This window comes from Alteromonas sp. 5E99-2 (genome assembly GCF_017368475.1).
Classification (GTDB): domain Bacteria; phylum Pseudomonadota; class Gammaproteobacteria; order Enterobacterales; family Alteromonadaceae; genus Alteromonas_F.
The window spans coordinates 1-22,461 of the sequence record NZ_JAFNJE010000018.1 but is presented as its reverse complement, the minus strand read 5'-3'; the positions used below and the strand labels follow the sequence as shown (position 1 = coordinate 22,461).

General features: G+C 41.1%; 24 protein-coding genes, 1 tRNA gene and 1 pseudogene. 17 read left to right on the top strand and 9 right to left on the bottom strand.

All coding sequences use genetic code 11. From position 1 onward, the window contains the following. The first annotated feature begins 120 nt into the window (after nucleotides 1–120). From radC to mutM, 4 genes are all read left to right on the top strand, one after another. Complete coding sequence (gene radC / locus J3L16_RS15270; RefSeq protein ID WP_207613886.1) at nucleotides 121–789, top strand: DNA repair protein RadC; 669 nt, start codon at nucleotides 121–123, stop codon at nucleotides 787–789. A 129-nt stretch (nucleotides 790–918) separates the two neighbouring features. Continuing rightward, complete coding sequence (gene rpmB, locus J3L16_RS15265; RefSeq protein ID WP_207613882.1) at nucleotides 919–1,155, top strand: 50S ribosomal protein L28; 237 nt, start codon at nucleotides 919–921, stop codon at nucleotides 1,153–1,155. Nucleotides 1,156–1,167: 12 nt separating this feature from the next. Continuing rightward, the gene (gene rpmG / locus J3L16_RS15260; protein ID WP_012516577.1) at nucleotides 1,168–1,323 is read left to right on the top strand and encodes a 50S ribosomal protein L33; all 156 of its coding nucleotides are present in this window, start codon (nucleotides 1,168–1,170) and stop codon (nucleotides 1,321–1,323) included. Nucleotides 1,324–1,389: 66 nt separating this feature from the next. Next, nucleotides 1,390–2,199, top strand: a complete 810-nt coding sequence (gene mutM, locus J3L16_RS15255; RefSeq protein WP_207613881.1) for a bifunctional DNA-formamidopyrimidine glycosylase/DNA-(apurinic or apyrimidinic site) lyase — start codon at nucleotides 1,390–1,392, stop codon at nucleotides 2,197–2,199. Nucleotides 2,200–2,205: 6 nt separating this feature from the next. On the opposite strand, the gene coaD is transcribed toward mutM, so the two are convergent. Further along, nucleotides 2,206–2,691, bottom strand: coding sequence for a pantetheine-phosphate adenylyltransferase (gene coaD, locus J3L16_RS15250; protein ID WP_207613880.1), 486 nt, complete (start codon nucleotides 2,689–2,691; stop codon nucleotides 2,206–2,208). A gap of 62 nt (nucleotides 2,692–2,753) precedes the next feature. Continuing rightward, nucleotides 2,754–3,476 (bottom strand): 3-deoxy-D-manno-octulosonic acid kinase, encoded by a 723-nt coding sequence (locus tag J3L16_RS15245; RefSeq protein WP_207613878.1) that lies wholly within the window; start codon nucleotides 3,474–3,476, stop codon nucleotides 2,754–2,756. Between the two features lie 2 nt (nucleotides 3,477–3,478). Between J3L16_RS15245 and J3L16_RS15240 the strand changes: the two genes are divergently transcribed. From J3L16_RS15240 to glpE, 4 genes are all read left to right on the top strand, one after another. After that, on the top strand, nucleotides 3,479–4,627 hold the full coding sequence (locus tag J3L16_RS15240; RefSeq protein ID WP_347564693.1) for a glycosyltransferase family 9 protein: 1,149 nt from the start codon (nucleotides 3,479–3,481) through the stop codon (nucleotides 4,625–4,627). Nucleotides 4,628–4,776: 149 nt separating this feature from the next. Further along, nucleotides 4,777–5,973, top strand: a complete 1,197-nt coding sequence (locus J3L16_RS15235) for a glycine C-acetyltransferase (protein WP_207613876.1) — start codon at nucleotides 4,777–4,779, stop codon at nucleotides 5,971–5,973. Further along, nucleotides 5,970–6,992, top strand: a complete 1,023-nt coding sequence (gene tdh / locus J3L16_RS15230; RefSeq protein ID WP_207613874.1) for an L-threonine 3-dehydrogenase — start codon at nucleotides 5,970–5,972, stop codon at nucleotides 6,990–6,992. Before J3L16_RS15235 ends, tdh begins: the two co-directional genes overlap by 4 nt. A gap of 13 nt (nucleotides 6,993–7,005) precedes the next feature. Beyond that, nucleotides 7,006–7,317: a thiosulfate sulfurtransferase GlpE gene (gene glpE / locus J3L16_RS15225; protein WP_207613872.1), complete on the top strand. Its 312-nt coding sequence runs from the start codon at nucleotides 7,006–7,008 to the stop codon at nucleotides 7,315–7,317. 17 nt (nucleotides 7,318–7,334) lie between these two features. Here glpE and J3L16_RS15220 read toward each other — a convergent pair whose 3' ends face one another. Beyond that, nucleotides 7,335–7,691, bottom strand: a complete 357-nt coding sequence (locus J3L16_RS15220) for a flagellar basal body-associated protein FliL (protein ID WP_242698869.1) — start codon at nucleotides 7,689–7,691, stop codon at nucleotides 7,335–7,337. 143 nt (nucleotides 7,692–7,834) lie between these two features. Here J3L16_RS15220 and J3L16_RS15215 point away from each other — a divergent pair, with 143 nt between their 5' ends. Then, a complete protein-coding gene (locus tag J3L16_RS15215; RefSeq protein WP_207613864.1) occupies nucleotides 7,835–8,368 on the top strand; it encodes a chorismate lyase in 534 nt (177 codons plus the stop codon). A gap of 9 nt (nucleotides 8,369–8,377) precedes the next feature. Next, nucleotides 8,378–9,235: a 4-hydroxybenzoate octaprenyltransferase gene (gene ubiA, locus J3L16_RS15210; RefSeq protein WP_207613863.1), complete on the top strand. Its 858-nt coding sequence runs from the start codon at nucleotides 8,378–8,380 to the stop codon at nucleotides 9,233–9,235. On the opposite strand, the gene J3L16_RS15205 is transcribed toward ubiA, so the two are convergent. Beyond that, nucleotides 9,209–9,466: an accessory factor UbiK family protein gene (locus J3L16_RS15205; protein WP_207613862.1), complete on the bottom strand. Its 258-nt coding sequence runs from the start codon at nucleotides 9,464–9,466 to the stop codon at nucleotides 9,209–9,211. The genes ubiA and J3L16_RS15205 overlap by 27 nt on opposite strands. Nucleotides 9,467–9,541: 75 nt before the next feature. On the opposite strand from J3L16_RS15205, the gene rep reads away from it, so the two are divergent. Beyond that, the gene (gene rep / locus J3L16_RS15200; protein WP_207613861.1) at nucleotides 9,542–11,554 is read left to right on the top strand and encodes a DNA helicase Rep; all 2,013 of its coding nucleotides are present in this window, start codon (nucleotides 9,542–9,544) and stop codon (nucleotides 11,552–11,554) included. A gap of 6 nt (nucleotides 11,555–11,560) precedes the next feature. Here rep and J3L16_RS15195 read toward each other — a convergent pair whose 3' ends face one another. Beyond that, on the bottom strand, nucleotides 11,561–14,200 hold the full coding sequence (locus tag J3L16_RS15195) for an EAL domain-containing protein (protein ID WP_207613860.1): 2,640 nt from the start codon (nucleotides 14,198–14,200) through the stop codon (nucleotides 11,561–11,563). 84 nt (nucleotides 14,201–14,284) lie between these two features. Continuing rightward, nucleotides 14,285–14,575: a c-type cytochrome gene (locus J3L16_RS15190; protein ID WP_347564695.1), complete on the bottom strand. Its 291-nt coding sequence runs from the start codon at nucleotides 14,573–14,575 to the stop codon at nucleotides 14,285–14,287. A 229-nt stretch (nucleotides 14,576–14,804) separates the two neighbouring features. Between J3L16_RS15190 and J3L16_RS15185 the strand changes: the two genes are divergently transcribed. Then, a tRNA-Arg gene (locus J3L16_RS15185) sits at nucleotides 14,805–14,881 on the top strand. 23 nt (nucleotides 14,882–14,904) lie between these two features. Here the strand turns inward: J3L16_RS15185 and J3L16_RS15180 are convergent. After that, nucleotides 14,905–15,816, bottom strand: coding sequence for a LysR family transcriptional regulator (locus tag J3L16_RS15180; protein ID WP_207613859.1), 912 nt, complete (start codon nucleotides 15,814–15,816; stop codon nucleotides 14,905–14,907). A 143-nt stretch (nucleotides 15,817–15,959) separates the two neighbouring features. Here J3L16_RS15180 and J3L16_RS15175 point away from each other — a divergent pair, with 143 nt between their 5' ends. The 5 genes from J3L16_RS15175 to J3L16_RS15155 all read left to right on the top strand — a co-directional run bounded on the left by J3L16_RS15175 (nucleotide 15,960) and on the right by J3L16_RS15155 (nucleotide 21,220). After that, entirely contained in the window at nucleotides 15,960–17,102 is a 1,143-nt protein-coding gene (locus J3L16_RS15175) for an MFS transporter (RefSeq protein WP_207613857.1), read from the top strand. Continuing rightward, nucleotides 17,099–17,767, top strand: coding sequence for a peroxiredoxin-like family protein (locus J3L16_RS15170; protein ID WP_207613855.1), 669 nt, complete (start codon nucleotides 17,099–17,101; stop codon nucleotides 17,765–17,767). The genes J3L16_RS15175 and J3L16_RS15170 overlap by 4 nt, the downstream gene beginning before the upstream one ends. 126 nt (nucleotides 17,768–17,893) lie before the next feature. Then, nucleotides 17,894–19,420, top strand: coding sequence for a dGTPase (gene dgt / locus J3L16_RS15165; RefSeq protein ID WP_207613853.1), 1,527 nt, complete (start codon nucleotides 17,894–17,896; stop codon nucleotides 19,418–19,420). Between the two features lie 138 nt (nucleotides 19,421–19,558). Then, a complete protein-coding gene (locus J3L16_RS15160) occupies nucleotides 19,559–20,590 on the top strand; it encodes an NAD-dependent epimerase/dehydratase family protein (RefSeq protein WP_207613850.1) in 1,032 nt (343 codons plus the stop codon). A 54-nt stretch (nucleotides 20,591–20,644) separates the two neighbouring features. Continuing rightward, the gene (locus J3L16_RS15155; RefSeq protein WP_207613849.1) at nucleotides 20,645–21,220 is read left to right on the top strand and encodes a TetR/AcrR family transcriptional regulator; all 576 of its coding nucleotides are present in this window, start codon (nucleotides 20,645–20,647) and stop codon (nucleotides 21,218–21,220) included. A gap of 18 nt (nucleotides 21,221–21,238) precedes the next feature. On the opposite strand, the gene J3L16_RS15150 is transcribed toward J3L16_RS15155, so the two are convergent. Further along, nucleotides 21,239–22,240, bottom strand: a complete 1,002-nt coding sequence (locus J3L16_RS15150; RefSeq protein WP_207613848.1) for a LacI family DNA-binding transcriptional regulator — start codon at nucleotides 22,238–22,240, stop codon at nucleotides 21,239–21,241. 30 nt (nucleotides 22,241–22,270) lie between these two features. Continuing rightward, nucleotides 22,271–22,461: pseudogene (locus J3L16_RS15145) on the bottom strand (MFS transporter); the annotation flags it as partial.

Sequence of the window (22,461 nt, the reverse complement as noted above, 5' to 3'; positions counted from 1 at the left end):
TCGAGGGTATCGGTAAAGACTTCGATGGTGCATATAGTACGTATACCATGACTCGTCATGAGTTCAGGTGTTTGAGCTAGGTTACTTTGGTAAAAAGTACTTTAAAAAGGAATGAATTGAATGGATCATCTTCTAGCATCTGAACGCCCATGTGAAAAGCTCATTAACGCAGGGCCTGCAATGTTAACCGACGTTGAGTTGCTCGCAGCACTTATTCGCCATGGTCAAAAAGGCAGAAGTGCGCTGAGTATTGCACGAGATTTACTGACTCGGTTTGGCTCGCTTCGCAATGTGTGCACCGCTGACAAGCGAGATTTTTGTGCTGTGTCTGGCGTTGGTTTGGTTAAATATGCACAGTTACATGCAGCCTTAGAAATTAATAAGCGGCAACATGAAGAGCAATTGCAAAAAGACAGTGTTTTTCACAATGCAGAATCAGTTAGAAAATACGTACAGCTCCATTTACGGGATCAGCAAAGGGAAATTTTCGGTATTTTACTGCTAGACAACCAACATCAGTTAATTGCTTACAAAGAATTATTCTCCGGAACAATTAATGCCGCAGCTGTGTACCCTCGAGAAATCGTTAAGCAAGTGCTTGCTGATAATGCCGCTGCGGTTATTCTAGTGCATAACCATCCTTCTGGTGTAGCAGAACCTAGTCAAGCCGACATACAGCTGACAAAAGATATAAAAGCCGCCTTATCTTTAATTGATGTAGAAGTTCTAGACCACTTTATTGTCGCAGATGTGTTAACATTGTCCCTAGCTGAGCGAGGATTGATGTAAAAAATAGCTTGATCATTATTCTTGTTTACTGTATAAAATGCGCCCTCAAATTGAAGCAAGTTTGCCCTTGTCAGCTTTTTGAGCTGACCCGAAATGGGACTAAGTAACAGTTTTTCTGGAGACAAACAGATGTCTAAAGTATGTCAAGTAACAGGCAAGCGTCCAGCCGTTGGTAACAACCGCTCTCACGCTCGCAACGCGACTCGTCGTCGCTTTTTACCAAACCTTCATTCTCACCGTTTTTGGGTTGAGTCTGAGAACCGTTTTGTGAAATTACGTGTTTCTACTAAAGGAATGCGCATTATTGATAAGAAAGGTATCGATGCAGTTTTAACTGACATGCGTGCCCGTGGCGAAAAAGTATAAGGAATCTAAATCATGCGTGATAAAATTAAATTAGTATCATCTGCTGGCACTGGATTTTTCTACACCACAGACAAAAATAAGCGTAACATGCCTGGTAAGATGGAGATCAAAAAATACGATCCCGTTGTACGTAAGCACGTTATGTTCAAAGAAGCCAAAATCAAGTAATACACTTGCTTTTGTCTCCACAAGAACCCGGCTATAGCCGGGTTTTTTGCGTGAGGTTAGTTTGCTATGCCTGAGTTACCAGAAGTTGAAGTTAGCCGATTAGGGATCCAACCTTTTTTGTTGCAGCAAACCATAGCACACGTTGTGGTGCGTAACGGTCGTTTACGCTGGCCTGTTCCTGATGTTATTCATTCGTTGACTCAGCAACCTATTTTAAGCCTCTCCCGACGTGCTAAGTACTTAATGATTTCACTGAGTGAAGGCGACATAGTGCTGCATTTGGGAATGTCTGGGGCACTTCGTGTTATCGATGCAGATGTTCCACCCAACAAGCATGATCATATCGATATCGTTTTAACCAGCGGTAAATGTTTACGGCTGAACGATCCTCGTCGTTTTGGTTCCTGCTTGTGGCAACCTAAAGGCCAGGTATTGTCGCAACTAGCCAACTTAGGACCAGAGCCGCTAACCGACGATTTTGACAGTGATCGTCTATTTACCTTGTCTCGGAATAAACAATCGCCAGTCAAAGGCTTTGTTATGGACAATAAAACCGTTGTAGGGGTAGGGAATATATATGCAAATGAAGCGTTATTCTTAGCGGGAATTGACCCACGCAGAGCGGCGGGCCGCATTTCAAGAAAACGTTATCAATTACTGACTAAGTACATCAAACAAGTGTTAGCTAAAGCTATTGAGCAGGGCGGTACAACGCTAAAAGACTTTTCTAATGTTGATGGTAGCCCTGGTTACTTTAGTCAGCACCTGAGAGTGTATGGGCGAGCAGGAGAGCAGTGTGAGCGATGTAGCTCGTTGATTAAAAGTGTGACTATTGCTCAGCGAAATACATTTTACTGTTCACGGTGCCAAACATAATAGTAATTACTTACTATGCAGTTTTTCCATTAAAGCCGATTCTACTATCGGGTGACAAAAACCTACAACTTTACCTCTGTGAAGTGCGACTTCTTTTACCAAGGTAGAAGAAATAAATGCGTTTTCTTCAGCCGGTGTTAAAAACACGCTTTCAAGCTTGGGGTTCAATCGGCGGTTCATATTCGCGAGTTGAAATTCGTATTCGAAATCAGATACGGCTCGTAGCCCGCGAATAAGCACTCTGGCGTTAAGTTCATCAGCGTAATCTGCAAGTAAACCTTTAAAGCCAACAACAGTGACGTTATCTAAACCTTTAGTGATAGATTTAACGAGATCGACTCGCTCCTCTAAGGTAAATAGAGGGCGCTTGTTGGGGTTTGATGCAACCGCAACAACAACGTCTGAGAATAGATTTGAAGCACGTTCGATTAAGTCAAAATGTCCATTTGTAACTGGATCAAAGGTGCCTGGGTATATTGCTTTTGTCTTCATGTAACTATAGAAACAAAATTTTTTATGACCTTAACGGGGATGACGTGTATTTGCAATGAGTATTAACGGTTATATCCGTTTAAAAAGGCGTTCCAATGGCTATTTTCGAACTGATAATCGTCAGCTAGGGCTTTTTCTTTATTTAGTGAACGTAAAAAGCGATTAAGGTTGTCTTGTTTCCAGTTTTCACCGTTTTGCCTTTTGCATTTATCAAAATCAATCAGCCAAGTCTTACCTTCTGGGTTTCGCAAAAAATTATGTACGTTCATATCGTGATGATAAATCTGGGCGTCGTGAAATTGTTTTACCATGATTCCAATGTGTTGCCATTGCTCATTGCTTAACTCTGTTTTAACTAACACATTATGCAAACTATCTGTATTGGGCAAACACAAGGTTAAAATACTGGTGGTGTAAACAAGACCCTGTTTTTGCACCATACCTGCAATACCTTGAGGAACGGCTAGCCCTTGTTGATTCATTGAATTAAGTAAAGCAAGCTCTTGCCATGCCCTTGTTTTCTGTAAGCCAGTAAAAACAAATTTATCCTTGGAAAGATGGCGAATTAAGCCACCGCGTAAATACCGCCTCAATACCATTGTGTGGGATTGATATTTTATAAAATAGGTAATGCCTCGGCCGTGAGCCGTATTCACAATGGCCTGTTGCTGTTGCCAATACTCAGGTGAAAACCATTGCGCACTAGGTTCAATGTTAAGCGCATTAATAGCTTGATCATCGGTAATTAATTGGCCTTTAGCCGTACGAACAACAGATAATGACATAAGTGAATGTAGACAACCTCTTGAGTCTTGAGCAAAAATATAATCAAATTACCCCATTATACGCTAATACGGTAACAATTAACTTGTTCGCATCTTCAGCTTTTCCCATTCTTTTACCTCAAAACGCGAGTATTTGTATTTTAAGGCTGTCTGCCATTGGTGATGTGTGCCACGCCGTTTCTATGGTAAGCCGTATACGTGAGCACAGGCCTGATATTTCTATTGTATGGATCACCGGAAAAATTGAACATGCACTCGTTACCGGTATGGAAGGTGTTGAATTTATTGTATATGACAAGAAGCAGGCAAAACAGGCTAGAAACCATGTAAAAGCCTGTTTAAAAGGACGCACCTTTGATGCCTTATGTCTTATGCAGTTGGCTTTAAGAGCAAACTGGCTATCACGTGTTGTTAAAGCAAAGGTTCGCCTTGGTTTTGATGCTAAAAATAGTAAAGAAGGCCATAGCTTTTTCATTAATCATCGTATTAAGCCTCACAAGTCTCGCCATGTTTTAGAAGGTTTTCATGCTTTTGCTGATGCGCTAGGTATTCCCTCAGGCTCATCGCTGTCTTGGCCTATTCCGTATTCAAAGGACGACCAAGAGTTTGCTACAAATGCGTTAGCGCAATTCAGCAAAACCGTGGCTATTTGTCCCGCGGCTTCTAAATTAGAGCGAAGTTGGCAGCCTCAACGCTATGCTGAAATCGCTGTGTTTTGCCAGTCGTTAGGCTTGTCCGTTGTATTATGTGGTGGACCAGGCCCAATTGATAAACAACTGGAAGCAGAGATTCAAAGTGCGATGGAAACCCCTTTACCTTCGTTTATTGGAAAAACCTCGTTAAAGCAGATGTTCTGTATCCTTAAAGACGCGTTTTTTGTTATTGCACCTGATACTGGGCCTGCTCATATGGCGACAGCGGCGGGCACGCCCGTTGTGGGACTGTACGCCCACTCTAATCCAAGACGAACAGGGCCTTATCTGTCATTGCAACACGTGGTGAATGTGTACGACACCCATATTATCGAGCAGCAAAGTAAACCTCAGGACGAATTAAAATGGGGCACTAGAGCCAAAGGCGATGAATTAATGTCGGCCATTACCACGGATATGGTCAAAGCCTCAATTCAAGGTTTACTAGACAAATCTTAATTCCTTCGCTATTCCTGAATAACACGTAGATTTTTACAAAAGACATTAGTCGCAGATATAAGGGGAGTTGTCGTTGCAACTTCACTGGTTTTTGCCATTTGGCTGTAAGATTTGCGCACTTAATTTGGGGCAGTCGTTAGGCAAAAATTATGCAAAAATCGCTATACAAACAACTAGACACTCAGTTAGATGAACTTAAAAACACAGGCCTTTATAAACAAGAAAGGGTTATTCGCTCTCAGCAAAGTGCGCAAATAGATGTTGGCGATGCTGAACCTGTATTGAATTTTTGTGCCAATAACTATTTAGGGCTAGCTAACCACGACACACTTATCAGTGCCGCTAAACAAGGGTTAGACGACCATGGTTTTGGCGTTGCTTCTGTTCGGTTTATTTGCGGTACCCAAGATATACATAAAGCGCTCGAACAAAAAATAAGTGACTTTCTGGGTATGGAAGACACTATTTTATATCCGTCTTGTTTTGATGCCAATGGCGGGTTATTTGAAACCCTACTTGGACCTGATGACGCCATTGTGTCTGATGCACTAAATCACGCCAGCATCATTGATGGCGTTAGGTTAAGCAAGGCAAAGCGCTATCGCTATGCAAACAATGATATGGCTGCACTAGAGACTCAGTTAATCAAAGCCAGAGAAGATAATGCCAAACACATTATCATTGCTACCGATGGTGTATTTTCTATGGATGGTGTTATTGCCAATTTGTCAGGGGTATGCGATTTAGCTGAAAAGTACGATGCACTGGTAATGGTAGACGATTGTCATGCCACCGGTTTTCTTGGTGAAAATGGAAAAGGGAGCCATGAGTATTGTGACGTAATGGGACGGATAGATATTCTCACCGGAACATTAGGAAAAGCCTTGGGAGGTGCCTCTGGAGGTTACACTTCAGGTAAAAAGCAAGTGGTAGAGTGGTTGCGCCAGCGTTCACGTCCTTACTTATTTTCTAATTCTGTTGCGCCTCCTATTGTGACTGCATCACTTGAAGTCTTCGATATGATGGAGAAAGGTGAAGCGCTTCGTTCTGCATTATGGCGCAATACACAACATTTTAGACAGCGTATGTCAGATGCGGGATTTACTTTGAGCGGTAAAGATCACCCAATAATTCCTGTTATGTTAGGCGATGCAAAGCTTGCAACCAATATGGCTAATGCTTTGTTAGAAGAAGGTATTTATGTCATCGGCTTCTCTTTCCCTGTAGTACCTAAAGAGCAAGCGCGAATTCGTACTCAAATGTCTGCAGGACATACCCTTGAGCAAGTGGATAAAGCCGTTGATGCCTTTATCAAAGTGGGTAAAACATTGGGAGTCATTCAATGAAGTCCCTAGCCAAGTTACACGCAAAACCAGGAATATGGTTGCACCAAGCTGAATTACCTAAAGTCGGCCATAACGATCTATTGATTAAAATTCGAAAAACCGCAATTTGCGGCACCGATATGCATATTTATAACTGGGATGAGTGGTCACAAAATACCATCCCTGTACCTATGATTGTTGGTCATGAATATGTAGGTGAAGTTGTGGACATGGGCCAAGAAGTTCAAGGCTTTGAAAAAGGAGATAGGGTATCAGGGGAAGGGCATATTACCTGTGGGCATTGTAGAAACTGCCGTGCGGGTCGTCGTCATTTGTGCCGAAATACCCAAGGTGTTGGTGTTAATAGACAAGGCGCATTTGCAGAGTATTTAGTTATTCCGGCATTCAACGCGTTTAAAATCCCCGATAATATTAGTGATGATTTGGCCTCTATTTTTGACCCTTTTGGCAATGCGGTGCACACAACCCTAACTTATGATTTAGTGGGTGAAGACGTATTGATCACAGGGGCTGGTCCTATTGGTATTATGGCGGTTGCCATTGCTAAACATGCAGGTGCACGCAACGTAGTGATTACCGATGTGAACGCTTATCGCCTTGAACTTGCAGAAAAAATGGGTGCAACCCGTGCTGTAAATGTCAGTAATACTCAGTTAGTTGATGTCATGCATGATTTAGACATGGCTGAAGGCTTCGATGTAGGGTTAGAAATGTCAGGTGTTCCCTCAGCATTTCGAGGTATGCTCGACACCATGAATAACGGAGGGAAAATCGCGATGTTAGGTATTCCGCCAAATGATGTTGCGATCAATTGGAATGACGTGATTTTCAAAGGATTAACAATAAAAGGCATTTATGGGCGGGAAATGTTCGAAACTTGGTATAAAATGGCGTCGCTACTACAAAGTGGTTTAGAGCTGGGGCCTATTATTACTCACCAGTTTGATATTAACGACTTTCAAGAAGGCTTTGATGTGATGGGGTCTGGGCAGTCGGGTAAAGTCATTTTAAATTGGTAAGGAAGAGCATGTTATGAAAAGTTACTCTCACATTTCTTGTGAAGCACTCCATGAACAAAGAGACGAGTGGACCGTTGTCGATATTCGAGATCCTCAAGCGTTTTCATTGTCCCGAGTTGATAACTCTATTGCTTTAAACAATGAAAACTTGAGTGATTTTTTAGCCCAAACAGAGGCGAATCAGAAGGTGGCCGTAATGTGTTATCACGGTCACTCTAGTCAACAAGCTGCGGAATACTTAGCGTCACAAGGGCTGAAAAACGTTGCCAGTGTCGATGGTGGTTTCGAATTTTGGCGGTTACATTTTCCAGTTGATGGTGAATAAACTACGAAGAGTTAGCATTAACCCTGCTGTAAATACTTAGTAAAAATTACATCTTTGACTATTTCTGAGCCTGTTTCTTGTGTCATTAGTTCTTGCAGCTTGGTTTTTATGCTTAAACGAATGTCTTCACGGCCAGTCAGAGATTTAACTTTATCTTCAGGCTGGTTGCCAAAAATTTCAATTGCCGTGGCTCTTAATAAGGGTAAGTGATGCTCAGCAATTTCAAGTTGATCTAGGTCATGTATCATAAGTTCGATACTTACTCTCACATAGCCAAGTTTCTTAGCGGTACTGCCTGTATAGTTGGTAACGATTTCAGGCTCTAGACTTAAATAACCTATTTCAGCTTGAGCATTGGCAACCTTGGTATTCATAACCAAAATTAAAATTAAACTAGCTATAGCGGCAAATTTCATGATTCTGTAGACTTTGTAAATATCAATTATGTACTTCAATGATATACTAGGATTTCAATTTCTGCACAGTAACACTCAGAAAATAAATGGTGTGGTCATACATGCAACACTTTCCTACCGGACTCGATGTCACTTGGCGTCCGTATAGCATAAGCACAGATTTAAATACTCAGTTAGCTGAATGGCTAATTGATACGGGTTCTCTAACCGAGCGTATCGAATCGCACTGTACACATTTTAGTGTCAGGTTATTGGGGCAAGGAGAGAAACCTATTCATCGGTGTGAAAGTGAGCGTTTACTTTTTTCTGAGTCTGAGTATAACGTTCGCGAAGTTGTCTTATTGGCAGATGAAGTGCCTTGGGTGTTCGCACGCTCTATCATTCCTTCGAAATTGGCTAATGGTGAATGGAACACTATGGGAAGTGCACCTTTAGGTAGGCAGTTGTTTAACGACAAACGGTTTATCCGAAGTGATTTTGACCTTACGTCTGTAAAAGCAAAGCATTTTTCAGAACTGGTTTCGCTATCTGATGACGATCAAGTATTACATGGCAGGCGTAGCTCGTTTCGACGAGGCGATTTTGATGTTTTAGTGGCAGAAGTGTTTCTACCAGAATCACCCGCCTATAAATAAGAGAAGACAATGGCAAGTACCCAAAAATCGCTAGCACTAATGCAGTTAATGAGGCTCGACAGGCCCATAGGCATTTATTTATTGATGTGGCCTACCTTGTGGTCGTTGTTTTTATCTTCTGAAGGAGCGCCGCCGCTTAATATTTTGCTTATTTTTCTTGCTGGCGTAGTTGTAATGCGTTCTGCTGGTTGCGTTATCAATGACTACGCCGACAGGAATGTAGATGGTCAAGTGGAGCGAACATCTCAACGTCCACTAGCAATAGGCACGGTCTCTAGTCGCGAAGCACTTATACTGTTTGGATGTTTGATAACCGTTGCTTTGGTTTTAGTGCTTTTACTGAATTGGCAAACCATTGCCTTGTCTGTGGGAGCGTTAATTCTGGCAGCGAGCTACCCTTTTATGAAGCGTTATACTCATTATCCCCAAGTTGTATTAGGTGCGGCATATGGCTGGGCCATACCTATGGCAGCGATGGCGATTACAGAAACGGTTCCTTTGTGGGCGTGGTTGTTATTTTTGGCTAATGTATGCTGGACCATCGCTTATGACACCTATTACGCTATGGTCGACAGAGACGACGATTTGAAAGTAGGCATTAAATCAACAGCCATTGCATTTGGCCGTTATGATCTGCTTATTATTTCACTTTTACAACTTATGACGTTGTGCATACTCGGATGGGTATTTAGCATAAACAACTTAAATCACTATGCTTATTTAGGGCTAGTTGGTGCATTCATTGGCTTTGCTATCATCCTCTGGAAAGCCAGAGGACGAGACAAAACAGCGCTGTTTAATGGATTTTTAAATAATCACTATATTGGCGCCATTATTTGGCTAGGTATTGTCGTTGGTTTGCTCTGATAATAGTGCATCAAGACGTTTTTCAAGGGCGTCGACTTTTTCTCTCGTACGTATTAGCACTTGGTTTTGAACATCAAACTCTTCTCGGGTGACCAAGTCGAGTTTACTTAGTTGAGCTTGTAGTATGTGCTTGATTTTTGATTCGGCTTCTCCGGCCATGTTACGCACGCCAGGAGGCACTGCATCAGAAATTTGCTTGGCAAGCTCTTCAAGTTTTTTTGGGTTAAGCATGTTTCACACCTATTAATTGTTGTGTATGGCATTACAATACGGCAATTTTAAAACCATGACCATTCGGATACCAGCATGAAGTTAAACCCAGCTCAACAATCTGCCGTAGAATATATCTCTGGCCCATGTTTGGTATTGGCCGGTGCAGGTAGTGGTAAAACCCGCGTTATTACCAATAAAATTGCTCATTTGGTTAGGCAGTGCGATATACCCGCAAGGCGTATTGTTGCGGTTACCTTTACCAATAAAGCTGCTCGGGAAATGAAAGAGCGGGTGGGTCAAACCTTGGGTAAAAAAGAAGCACGAGGCTTGAAAGTAAGCACGTTTCATACCTTGGGTTTAGATATCATTAAAAAACACTTACCTGCATTAGGGTTAAAAGCAGGTTTTTCATTATTCGATGACAAAGATAGCTTAGCATTACTGAAAGATTTAACTGAACACGACTTCGACGGAGACAAAGACCAGTTGTCTCTATTGTTATCGACTATTTCTAACTGGAAAAACGACTTAAGTAGTCCTGACGCGTTATTAAAGCAGGCAAGCTCTGATGGGGAGAAAGCGTTTGCGGGCTACTACAAGCAATATCAAAATCACTTAAAAGCCTACAATGCGCTCGATTTTGATGATCTTATTATGCTGCCAACCTTGTTGCTTAAATCCAGTGCAGAAATACGCCAGCTCTGGCAAACCCGAATTCAGTACTTACTGGTGGACGAATACCAAGATACCAATACCAGTCAGTACGAACTTATTAAGTATTTAGTTGGGGAGCGAGCTCGCTTTACTGTGGTGGGTGACGATGACCAGTCTGTTTATAGTTGGCGAGGTGCTCAGCCGAAAAACCTTAAACTTTTACAACAGGATTTTCCGCGTCTAAATGTAATTAAACTAGAACAAAATTACCGTTCTTCTGGGCGAATACTGCATTGCGCCAATATTCTTATTCAAAATAACCCGCATCTGTTCGATAAAAGCCTGTTTAGTGAACATCAATATGGCGAAACGTTAAAAGTGGTTATCGCAAAAAACGAAGACAACGAAGCCGAAAAAGTCATCGCAGAATTAATTGCTCATAAATTTATGAATCGTACCAACTATCGCGATTACGCCATTTTGTACAGAGGAAACCACCAAAGCCGTTTATTTGAAAAGTTACTTATGAGCAATCGAATTCCTTACAAGATTAGTGGCGGAACGTCGTTTTTCGGTCGTGCAGAAATAAAAGACATCATGGCGTATTTGCGACTATTGGTGAACCAGGATGATGACAATGCATTGCTACGCGTAATAAACACGCCCTCGAGAGGTATAGGTCGTGCTACGTTGGAAAAATTGGGTAACTTCTCAAATGAACTGGGAGTCTCTCTGTTTGAAGCCGCGGCCCATGATGCCTTGCCATCTGTGCTGTCGGGGAAATCCTTGCATGCCGTACAGAGTTTTGTGCAGTGGATAGTCAACTTGTCCGATAATGTTGTGCGCGGTGATGCCAATGAAAGCGTCAGGGATCTCATTAAATCATCTAATTACGAATCTTGGTTGTATGAAACCAGTACGACTCCGAAAGCAGCTGAAATGGCGATGCGTAATATCAGCACGTTATTTGGTTGGTTGAAAGACATGCTAGAAGGGAATGAACTAGAACCGCCAATGACCCTACAAGAGGCTGTGAACCGTTTTATTTTGAGAGACATGATGGAGCGGGGCGAGGATGACGAAGATGCTGATCAAGTCCAACTGATGACATTACACGCGTCTAAAGGGCTAGAGTTTTCCTATGTGTATTTGGTTGGTATGGAAGAAGGGTTACTGCCTCACCAGTCGAGCATTGATGAAGATAACGTAGACGAAGAGCGTCGCTTGGCTTACGTGGGAATTACTAGAGCAATGAAAGAACTTACCTTTAGTTTAACTAGAGAGCGCCGCCAATACGGAGAAATTATTCAACCTGAGCCAAGCCGTTTTTTGTACGAGTTGCCAGTGGATGATGTGGAGTGGTTAGATAAAAAGAAGAAAGTCAGTGGTGAGGAGCGCCAAGCCAAGGGGCAGACCAGTATTGCCAATTTACGTAACATGTTGGGGAAATAGGCTTAACTAGTCTTCATTTTTTAATATTGCGCAGTTAGAGGTTTCAATTAACTCCGCAGGGAAAAGCAAACTACCTTGAGCGAACTTACTGCCTATTTCGGTTAAGGCGTCTAACTGTGATTGGGTAACAATACCATCAGCAATCACGTCAAAGTGTAAATGTTCAGAAATAAGCATAATCGACTGAATAAGCTTTAAATTACGCTGAGAACGAGGTAATGATTTTATAAAGCGATGATCGACCTTAATAAAATCAAAGGGGTAAGAAAATAAATAACTCAATGAAGCAAGGCCACTACCAAAGTTATCTAACACTAAAGTAATCCCTGCACGCTTTAATTTTTTTATAGCGGGCAAAATCAATTGAGAGCGATGGTTTAAGTCATTTTCATCAAATTCAAAAACGAGTTGTTTAGGTGATAACCCGTTGGAAGCTATTTCATCTAAAATTTTGCTAACAAAGGAGTGCTGCAACAAGTGCTTGATAGACATATTGACGGCAATTTTTTTAATACTAGTACCTGTTTTTTTAATATAGTCACATGCGCTTTTTAATTGATACAAATCAAGCTCAATAGTTAAGCCACTGTGCTCAACAACCTGACGGAATTGTTCTCTGGAGATAGAGCCTAATGTTGGATGTTCCCAAACCAGGTAAAACTCGTGATAAGCCGGCATCGTACTGGGCAATGCCACGACGGGCTGCACATATTTACTGAATCCACTATGGCTCATGGTTTGACGAAGCTGGGTCTCCATTTCCATTTCTTCAAGTAAACGCTCACGCATGCTTTTGTCAAACACAACGAAACGGCCTCGGCCTTGGTTCTTCGCTTGATACATAGCTGCATCTGCGTCTCGTATTACTTCTTCTGCGCTATTATAAAATACATCTAATGGTGTAATACCAATACTTGCACCGGAGTACATATCTTTGCTATCTAAAACAAAGGGTTTTGACACACTGGTAATAATACGGTTGGCTATCACCTCTACATCTAAGCAATCTTCAAAACAGTCCAATAACACGACAAATTCATCACCGCCCAGTCGCGCCAACAAGTCGTGACCTCGTATACATTCAGAAATACGTTTTGAAACTTCTATTAAAAATTCGTCACCAGCATGGTGGCCAAGAGTGTCGTTAATTACTTTGAAACGGTCTAAATCAATGAAAAGGACTGCGAACAACGACTCGGGGCGCCGTTTTTTACTCGCAATCGCCAAATCCAAACGACTGTTGAACATGCTTCTATTTGGCAAGCCTGTTAGTGAATCGTGGTGGGCGTCGTGAATAAGTTTTAACTCAATTTTTTTACGCTCTTCAATTTGCTTTTTTAGCACTTGGTTGGCGCTATCTAGTTCTTCAGTACGAACCTGAACTCGCATTTCTAATTCGGCATTATGAGTTTGTATTTCTTCTGCTTTTTTCTTTCTTTCGATAGCAGAAGCAATGTGATGAGATACAAACTTTAGAAGCTCTAAATCTTTACTTGTATAAGAGGCTTGCGTGCCATAACTTTGAATGGCAATGACGCCTTCAATTTGGTTTTCCACAATTAAAGGTGAGCCTAGCCAAGTTATTGATTCTGTTAGTACGCTTTGCGCAATAGGGACTTCTAAATTACCTGATTCGGCAAGTTCAAGTACTCGTGTTGAATTCACCAACTCAGCTTGTTTGGTGCGGATGACTAATTCAGTTAACCCTAAGCCTAATGTACGCTTTGTCGGTTGCGCTTCAGTGGTATCGCTGTAATAAGGAAACTCTAAGTTTTCGCGCTGTTTGTCTAGCAAGGCAATATAACAGTTCGGAGCGCTCATTAATCGCTTCAGAATCTCGTGGAGTTGAGCATAAAAAGCGTTCATATCGTCGTCTAATGCTGCGGACAACTCGGATATTTCGAACAACGCTTTTTGTAAAGATTCAATGCGTTGGCGTTCTAAAATTTCTTCTTGTAGATCGTCGTTAATTTCTCGCAGTTGTCGGGTTCTTTCGCGAATGGTTCTTTCAGTTAATTCACTTCGCTTAACCCGGTCAACTGTTGTTACTATGTGTTGTGATACAAAGGAAAATACTTCTAAGTCTTCAGCTGTGTAAATCACATTGGGATCATAAGTCTGGACTACCATCGCACCTATGACTTGATTGCCCCGCTTCAATGGAACGCCCATTAAATGCTCAGGTAACGAGCCAAATTGTTTTATACCGGTTTTCTCTACAAGATTGGCAAATTCATTTTTTTTGAAAACTAAATTTTGGCCTGATTTTAAAAGGTAACCTGTTACACCATCGTTTAGGTCGGCTATCGGAATCTGAGTTAGGGTTTGTTCATCGTGTTCGTCGACAAAATAGCTGAAGTCTAAAACTTGCAGCTCTGGGTTAAGAAATGCAACGAAGAAGTTATCAGCATTCATGAAATCACCAATAATTTCATGAATAGAGGGATATAATCGTGATAAATGACTTACGGTACTTGCAAGTTCAGAGATATCTAAGAGTGCTTTTTGGACTCGTTCAGCTCGCTTGTATTTCACCGTCATTTGTTGCAATTGGGGAACAAGCTCACGAAGCTCTTCTTCGGATAGCTCATTTTCAGACCCTAAATGACTTGTGTTTACCTTTTGCGATTCTTCTGTTTTATACATGCTCACCACGGGGAACGAATAAAGCTAACCAAATACAACACTGACTATCCCTAAAAGCCTTACTGTAGAATTAAATAGTATAGGCTAAATACCGTCGATCATATATTCAATTGCAGCTTTTATTTCATCATCTGAGCACAAGCCGCATGCTCCTTTGGGAGGCATCGCTTTAACGCCTGTGATTGAATTTTTCCAAAGTGTATCAAACCCTTTTTCATCTAATAAAGGTTGCCAATCACTTGTCACTTTTGCTTTGGGAGCGCCAAGTACTCCAGTGCTATGACAGCCAATGCATGAAGTATTATAGACTTCTTCACCTGATTTTGAATTGTCGTTAGCGCTTACATACCCACTAAAGACAACAGCGGCTAACACTGTTTTTACGCTAATTATATTAGTTTTCAAGAGAGCTCCAATTATTATTCTTATATTTTGATTATAATTACAACACAAATGGTGACAACTGTTGAGAAAAGTTTTTTTCAGAAACGTGTTTTGTTCTTTTTACGGCCAAGTGGAATGCTGAAAACGGTTGATGATGTGACTTTTGGTCAGTATGATACGCGCCTCTCGATTAAGTTTAGCTTTAAACATAGTCAATAAAGCACCCGTAGCTCAGCTGGATAGAGCGTTGCCCTCCGGAGGCAAAGGTCATAGGTTCGAATCCTATCGGGTGCGCCATTTGTAGTTCAAGCTTTATCTTTTTACTCCAACATATCCCGTTGAATCTTCGCTCTGGCTTCTAATGCAATTGTCACAAAGGCGTTAATGGTTGCGCTATCGGCATTGTTTTTGTGATGCAGGTGTACGGGAATTTCTGTGTTTATATTGTTTAATTTAAGGAAATGACAACCTTTGCTGTATAGCTTGCGCACGCAATTGGGGGCAACCGATACACCTAAACCTGCGGCGACTTCTGTGAGTAGCGTTTGCATGTTTCTAGGCTGACTGATGATGTTAGGAGAAAAACCTGCGTGTTTACATTGAATCAGCGTTTCATCGAAAAGGCCCATTGCTTCTTCTCGGTTAAACAAAACAAAGGGGGCGTTTTTTAGCTGAGATAAGTCAATGTTTTCATTCTTACCCAGCGGATGATGTTGGGGAACAATGGCAACAAGCTTATCAAGGTATATCCTATGGCTTGTGTAATCGCTGGTGATGGAGCTGGGCAGGGGACGTGAAAACCCGACGTCTATTTTGTTATTCTTTAACGCCTCAATTTGTTCCGTCACTGTCATTTCAAATAAACTAATATGCACATAAGGAAATTGCGCTTTGTAGCGACTGACTAAATCGGCCATAAACGCCAAACAAGCTGATCCTAAATAGGCAATATTAATTGTTCCCACTTGCCCATTGTGGGCACGTTTTACTTGAACCTTAGCTTGTTCCGAAAGGTGTAAAATATTTTTCGCATCAGTTAGTAATTGCTCACCAGCAAGTGTAATCACTACATTTCTAGACGTTCGATTAAATAAATTTACCCCTAACTCATCTTCTAGGGCTGATATGTGACGGCTTACCGCGGGTTGAACCGTATTCAATTCTTTGGCGGCTTGAGAAAAGCTTTGGTATTTGGCTACGGCGATAAAGCTTTTGAGGTTTTTTATATCCATGCCTGAGTCGCCTTTTACGTATTTAATATCTGTTGATGATTAATCTATACGTTTTCTGTATTAATTCTATAAAAAGTTAACATTTTTGTTATTTAAGCTTCTACTTTATTCTTGTTACATGTCTTATTTCTTGAGCTTCAATAATGAATAAGTTAGCAAACTTGGGGAGCTTTGCACTGCTGTGTATTTCCAGCTTGACCATTATGGTTGGGACTTTATTAGCGCCGGGTTTGGTTAGCATATCGAATGGTTTAGGCATTGTTGATAACACAGTGCTTCTGATCACTCTGCCTTCGTTAGGTGCGGTGGTATTTGCACCTGTAGCGGGTCGATTCATCGATAAATATGGAGCCTACAAGCTACTTGCTCTTGGCCTATTTTTATATGGTTTGGTAGGTGGCGTGCTGTATTTTATCCATGGCACAGCTGCTATTTTGATTAATCGTTTTTTGCTCGGTGGCATAACAGCCATAGTTATGGCCAGTTGTACTGTATTGATTTCTCTTTGGTTCCAAGGTGAAAAGCGTTTACATATGATCGCCAAGCAAGGCATGGCTGTTGAAATTGGTGGCGTACTCTTTTTGTTCTTAGGCGGACTGCTGGCTTCTTTGTTTTGGGGGTTACCCATTGCCCTTTATTTATTGGCTTGGGTATTTTTGGCGATGTTATTGGCTTTTGTTCCTGCAAAACATCCTAAAGCAGAATCTGCCCCTCAGAACGATGAGCCGCTACAAAAAGCCAGTGCTGCGATGTCACTGAAGCAGGTTTATATTTTGTCGACATTAGCAATGACGATATTTTTTACTTCTACAGTGTCACTGCCGAGTACTATGACGGCACAAGGGTTTAATGAAGCGCAAATTGGGCGGTTACTCGCGTTTATTTCATTCGTTGCTGTAATCACCGCAGGCTGCATGCCTAAAGCAAGTAAGTTATTGAGTAAGCCCAAATTGCTCGCATTGGCGTTTATGGCGTACGGTGTATCATATTTGTGTTTTTTATACGCCAGTACTGAGGCGTTAATTTGCGGTGCAATATGTATTGGTATTGGCTTTGGTTTTACAATTCCATTGCTAAACCATATGACAGTGGAGCTTAGTGAGTTTGCTGTACGAGGTCGTAATTTATCTTACTTCACTATGGCGGTGTTCTCAGGCCAGTTTTTAACATCATTTATTGATTATGTTCCAGGAGGCATCACCCATGTTTTTATTAGTTGCTCGATATGCAGTGTCATTATTGCCTCGAGTTTATTTTTTGTTGGCAATAAAAGGAAAGTAATATGAAAACATTAAAAGAACAAACACAAGCGAAAGTGGCTGCAGGTCGCGGCGCAAAACCTGAATTTATGCAAACCGTTGATGAATTATTAGCGAAAGAAGCTGAATTTAAAAGAGGCAGTAACGCCATTAATCTTGGCCAAATCGCTCCTGATTTTGTATTGCCTTCGGCGGTGAATGAACCCACCTCTTTAGCCGAATTATTGAATCAAGGGCCTGTTGTTGTCACCTTTTACCGTGGTAGCTGGTGCCCGTATTGCAATTTACAGTTAAAAGCCCTCCAAGCACGTATGGATGATATTCATGCTTTAGGTGCGAAGCTTGTGGCAATTAGCCCAGAAGTACCTGATGGTTCGTTGGCAGCTGAAGAAATTAACGACATGGGCTTTTATGTATTATCCGATCAAGATTCTGTGGTTGCTAAGCAATATGGTGTTGCATGGGAAGTGCCCGAATTTTTTATTGAACACATGCGGGTAGACCGAGGTTTAGATTTGAACCAAATTAATAACATCAGCACTAATGAAAGTACGACTATATTGCCTATTCCTGCCACTTTTGTTCTTTCTTCTGAAGGCCGTGTTGAATGGCGTTACCTTGATGTTGATTACAGAACACGATCTGAGCCGGAAGATATCATTCAAGCGCTAAAAGGGCTGTTTAAGGCATAAATGAAACAAGCCAGATGAATCACTGTTAATGAGTCACGTGAATAGTTGATTTTCATAGCCATTTTCTACGACAATGCTATATCAACTAGGTGTCGCATTTAAGCGATCAAATAGAAAGGGTTTTCAGTGTCTGGCTTTTCATCAAAGATATCACTTAAGCGGTTTTATGCGTCGAGCAAACAGCAAGAGGCTGATTTTCCATCTGAATTGCAGGGTGATAAACGCGACGCCTACGTTAATAAAATCACTTATCAATGCGAAAGCGACCGTGGCCGTATCATTAACTCGGCAGCGGTACGCCGACTTCAGCAAAAAACCCAAGTTTTTCCGCTAGAAAGAAATGCAGCTGTGCGCAGGTTTATTACCCGCACCCTTGTGAAAGAATTAAAAAAGCACGATAGTTTTAAAGATGATATTGAAGGTTTAGAGCAAGCCTTAGAAAGCATTGTGGAAATGTCGTGTCTAATGCACGACGTAGGTAATCCACCATTTGGTCACTTTGGTGAGCGGGCGATAACAGATTGGTTTGGCGACCATTTAGAACCCTGTATTCGAAGTGCTTTTAGCGTTGAAGACAAAACGGGTATCACCGAGGTCGTACCGAAACCGCTGTTAAAGGATATCACCCATTTTGAAGGCAATGCGCAGGGGATTCGCCTGATCACCCATTTGCAGAAATTAAACCTAACAAAAACACAAATTGCGTCAGTCTTAAAGTACACCCGATGTGGCACAGAAAATAAGCCTGAAGAAAGCCACCCTCAATACTATTTAATGAAAAAAGTGGGTTATTACTTTAGTGAAAAACCGCTGGTCGATGACATTACTGAGTTTCATGGGTTAAAAGCCGGATATCGTCACCCCGTAGCCTACATAATGGAGGCCGCTGATGATATCTCTTATTGTATTGCTGATTTGGAAGATGCCGTAGACAAGAACCTGCTTTCTGTTGAAAGCCTAAAGCAGTTATTGTTAGATGAATACGCCAAGTCATATCCGAGCTGTAATCAACAATGTGTCTGTTCTGGAACTGGTACTATTCCCGATTGTAAGCGAATGGAAAAAATACTCACCAGTCATGAAAATTGGTCGACCCATGATGCCAGTGATGTGTCTCAGTTTTTTATCGGTATGAGAAGCAGTTTTGTGGTGTCTTTAGTGCAATATGCTGCAAAAGTGATTTTTAAAAATTTGCCAGCCATCATGGATGGAAGTTACGCAGGTCACGTGCTTGAAGATGATTCGCCGTATTCTAATGTGGCCCAAGCTATGAAAAAAGTGGCTTTTGGTCATGTATTTAACCACCGTGAAGTTGAAGCGAATGAGTTAAAAGGCTACACAGTTATCACGGGGTTACTTGAAAAATACAAGCCCTTATTAGAGGCACCTGAACAAGACTTTTCTAAAGCATTGGTAAACGATAAAAACGTCCCTGTGTTATTGGCTAGGTTGTGTAAAAAGCTACCGCCTAAACATTTGCGCGCATATAGAGATGCATTAGCGCCTACTGCTGGAAATGCCTCTCGATTTCCCAATACTCAAGTAATGGAGTTTTATTATCGTTGCCGTCTTATTCAAGATTTAATTAGCGGTATGACCGACCAATATGCGTTGGACGAATACCGCGAATTGATGGCGTTAGACACCATCTGAGTATAAGTATTTCCCTCTCTATTTAACGGAAACCAAATTTAAATACAGTACATAAGGTGCTGTATTTTTAGCGTGCACCTTTACAAATGACCGGTAGTCATAAATAATGACCATTGGTCATATGTTGAGGTTGAAAAAATGAATAGTAAAGTCGTACATAGTTCGCAGGTGGTGGTAACAGGAGCAAACGGGCATCTAGGTTACAACATCGTCAAACAGTTAGTTGATTTAGGTTACGTGGTTCGCGCAACAGTAAGAAGCACAAAAGATGATAAAAAAACAGCTCAATTGAAATCTTTAGGTGTTGAATTAGTAGAAGCTAATTTACTTGATAAAGAGAGTTTAATTTCTGCTTTTCAGGGCATGGACGGTATTTTTCAAGTGGCTGCAGGTTTCAAATTACATGCAAAAAATCCTGAATTGGAAATTTTGAAACCGGCATTAGAGGGAACCCAAAACGTACTTGAAGCAGCATCAGAATGTAACGTAAAGAAAATAATTTATACATCGTCTGTTGCTGCAGTTGGATCCTCTTTTAATGGGGAGAAAAAAAATGAGAGAGATTGGAACGATAACTCTCATGAGTTTTACGCAAAGTGCAAAAATGATGCAGAACGACTTTTGTGGCTTAAAGCACAAGAGATGAATCTAAATGTAGTGACAATCTTACCAGGTATGATTATTGGTCCTAACTTCAGTAAACATACTCCGTCAACGTATTTGTTTGATAAAATTTTAAATGAAAATATGCCGATGATTTTGCCTGTGGAGTTTGCGATAACCGATGTACGAGATGTTGCGAATGCTCACATTAAAGCCTATGAAAATGGCCATAGTGAAGGAAGGTATATTGCGGCTGGTTCTCCGGTTAAAATGCAGGACGTTTTGGCAATTATAGCCAAAATACGGCCTGAACTTAGCTTACCAAAAAGCTTGGTTCCACCTTATCTATACCCATTGCTGCCTTTCTTTGACAAAGTAGAGTCGTTTTTATTTGGTCGTATGAGAACGTTAACAAAAGGGGTTATGCAAGAATATTTAGATGGCAGTGCACAAAATTTTGATACCAGTAAAATACAAAAAGATTTAAACTGGACCAGAATCTCAACTTCTCAGACGATTGAAGACACACTGAATTGGATAGAGAAAAACAAAGTGAGTTTGGAGTAAACAATAAAACGCGCATACTCAAATCAAGAAAAAGAACTTAAACGAAATACTATTTTGGCAGCCGCTCAGCATTTGTTAAGCAGTGGCGATTTTCCGTTGCCATCGGTTAATCAAATTATCAATCAAGCTGGAGTGGCGAAAGGTACTGTATATCTCTATTTTTCAAGTCGTGAAGAGATATACCTATCTTTGTTAATGAATTACTTTACTCAATTTGAATCAGATGTGTTGAATAGGTTGAGCATATCGAACTCTGAAAGTGTTAGCCAAGTTTTAGCCGACTGCTTTGTTCATTTTTCAGCGCAATCGCCAAAAGGCGTATACCTTGCGTGTATTGCTCCGTTGATTTTAGAGAATAATTTATCTGACGAGTTTATTCTTAAATTCAAACATCATATGCATAACATCACTTTGAATATTCTAACTAAAATACAAAAGATTAGCCTCTGTGATGATTTGGAAGAACTACGCATTAAATTTCTACTTGTTTACAATTTATTTCTGTCTTCATGGCAACACTGCCACCCTCCAGAAAATGTTTTAAAAGTTATTAATAAGCAAGGATTAGGCACTCTTCTGTATGACTTTGAAAAAGAGTTTACCCGTGGTTTAAAAGCGATTTGGCAATAAGCGTTCTAACGAGTCTATTCAATTCTTTTGAGCTGTTGAATCTCTTCGAACAAGCTCGGGGTCAAACATAGGGATCACATCCATTGGTATTTTATAGACCTGACGAAGGATATTTTTCGCTGCCATTTCCGCCATTTGTTTAATTGGGTTGTGTATTGTGGTGAGTTTGGGAAAGACTTGGCGAGCAAAAATAACATTGTCAAAGCCCACAATAGAAAGATCATCTGGCAGTTCAATATCGTAATCTCTGGCTCTTGTCATCGCACCTGTTGCCATCCAGTCATTTGCGCACACAAGGGCACTGAATATGACACCTTTATCCATAAAGCTTGATAAACCTTGGATACCACTCGCTTCTGAATAATCACCTTCAAAAAAGAGATTTTTATCAAAGGCTATACCGGCTTCCATTAGTGCTCGCTTGTGCCCGGCAAGACGCTCACTGGCGTCACTACTTTTGTCTAAGGGACCGGAAATATAAGCAATACGCCTGTGACCTAGTTCGATAAGGTGTTTGGTTGAAAGGTAGCCGCCTTTTTCGTTGTTGAGGCAAATACACTTGTCTTCTAAACCCGGTACCATTCTGTTCACTAAAGCCAATGGAATTTTACTTTCATTAATTGCGTAAAGTTGTTCATCTGAAAGTGCTTCTACGTGCAATATTAGTGCGTCGCAATTGCGACTAATAAGAAACTCTACACCATCTTGTTCTTGGGCTAAATCGTTGTGGCCAACAGTAATAATGACATGCTTATTGGCGGCTCTTAGCACAGCTTCTATTGCTTCCATCATTTCGCCGAAGAAGGGCGAATTGAGCTCTGATACTAATACACCAATGCTATCGGAGCGATTGCTGGCAAGTGAGCGAGCGATGGAGTTTGGACGGTAATTTAAATCGCTCATTGCCGTTTCTACTTTTTTTCGCAGTTGTTTATTTACTGATTTATTCCCGTTCAATACTCTTGATACGGTTGATAAGGATACGCCAGCTTTTTCTGCTACTTGGTAGATAGTCGTCATGTAAATTACGTCACATTAAATTGATATAGGTTAACCTTCGCGTCTTGCAATGAGATCGTCAGTCATTTGTTTTTGTTGTGCATCTGTTAATGGGTAGTACAACATTAACACAGTAGCGAGTATACCAAATCCTGCGGGAATAAAGCTCATTAGTAAAACCATTCCGTCTAAAGAGTGTTTAATGGATAATGGGTCTTGGCTGTTGTACCCATAACCGGCAA

Excerpts from the sequence above, each read along its gene's own strand:
- glpE (WP_207613872.1), top strand. The coding sequence starts at position 7,006 with ATGAAAAGTTACTCTCACATTTCTTGTGAAGCACTCCATGAACAAAGA.
- radC (WP_207613886.1), top strand. The coding sequence starts at position 121 with ATGGATCATCTTCTAGCATCTGAACGCCCATGTGAAAAGCTCATTAAC.
- rpmB (WP_207613882.1), top strand. The coding sequence starts at position 919 with ATGTCTAAAGTATGTCAAGTAACAGGCAAGCGTCCAGCCGTTGGTAAC.
- J3L16_RS15160 (WP_207613850.1), top strand. The coding sequence starts at position 19,559 with ATGAATAGTAAAGTCGTACATAGTTCGCAGGTGGTGGTAACAGGAGCA.
- J3L16_RS15205 (WP_207613862.1), bottom strand. The coding sequence starts at position 9,466 with ATGCTTAACCCAAAAAAACTTGAAGAGCTTGCCAAGCAAATTTCTGAT.
- ubiA (WP_207613863.1), top strand. The coding sequence starts at position 8,378 with ATGGCAAGTACCCAAAAATCGCTAGCACTAATGCAGTTAATGAGGCTC.
- coaD (WP_207613880.1), bottom strand. The coding sequence starts at position 2,691 with ATGAAGACAAAAGCAATATACCCAGGCACCTTTGATCCAGTTACAAAT.
- J3L16_RS15215 (WP_207613864.1), top strand. The coding sequence starts at position 7,835 with ATGCAACACTTTCCTACCGGACTCGATGTCACTTGGCGTCCGTATAGC.
- J3L16_RS15150 (WP_207613848.1), bottom strand. The coding sequence starts at position 22,240 with ATGACGACTATCTACCAAGTAGCAGAAAAAGCTGGCGTATCCTTATCA.
- rep (WP_207613861.1), top strand. The coding sequence starts at position 9,542 with ATGAAGTTAAACCCAGCTCAACAATCTGCCGTAGAATATATCTCTGGC.
- J3L16_RS15235 (WP_207613876.1), top strand. The coding sequence starts at position 4,777 with ATGCAAAAATCGCTATACAAACAACTAGACACTCAGTTAGATGAACTT.
- rpmG (WP_012516577.1), top strand. The coding sequence starts at position 1,168 with ATGCGTGATAAAATTAAATTAGTATCATCTGCTGGCACTGGATTTTTC.
- J3L16_RS15180 (WP_207613859.1), bottom strand. The coding sequence starts at position 15,816 with ATGGATATAAAAAACCTCAAAAGCTTTATCGCCGTAGCCAAATACCAA.
- J3L16_RS15195 (WP_207613860.1), bottom strand. The coding sequence starts at position 14,200 with ATGTATAAAACAGAAGAATCGCAAAAGGTAAACACAAGTCATTTAGGG.
- J3L16_RS15170 (WP_207613855.1), top strand. The coding sequence starts at position 17,099 with ATGAAAACATTAAAAGAACAAACACAAGCGAAAGTGGCTGCAGGTCGC.
- J3L16_RS15220 (WP_242698869.1), bottom strand. The coding sequence starts at position 7,691 with ATGAATACCAAGGTTGCCAATGCTCAAGCTGAAATAGGTTATTTAAGT.
- tdh (WP_207613874.1), top strand. The coding sequence starts at position 5,970 with ATGAAGTCCCTAGCCAAGTTACACGCAAAACCAGGAATATGGTTGCAC.
- mutM (WP_207613881.1), top strand. The coding sequence starts at position 1,390 with ATGCCTGAGTTACCAGAAGTTGAAGTTAGCCGATTAGGGATCCAACCT.
- J3L16_RS15245 (WP_207613878.1), bottom strand. The coding sequence starts at position 3,476 with ATGTCATTATCTGTTGTTCGTACGGCTAAAGGCCAATTAATTACCGAT.
- J3L16_RS15175 (WP_207613857.1), top strand. The coding sequence starts at position 15,960 with ATGAATAAGTTAGCAAACTTGGGGAGCTTTGCACTGCTGTGTATTTCC.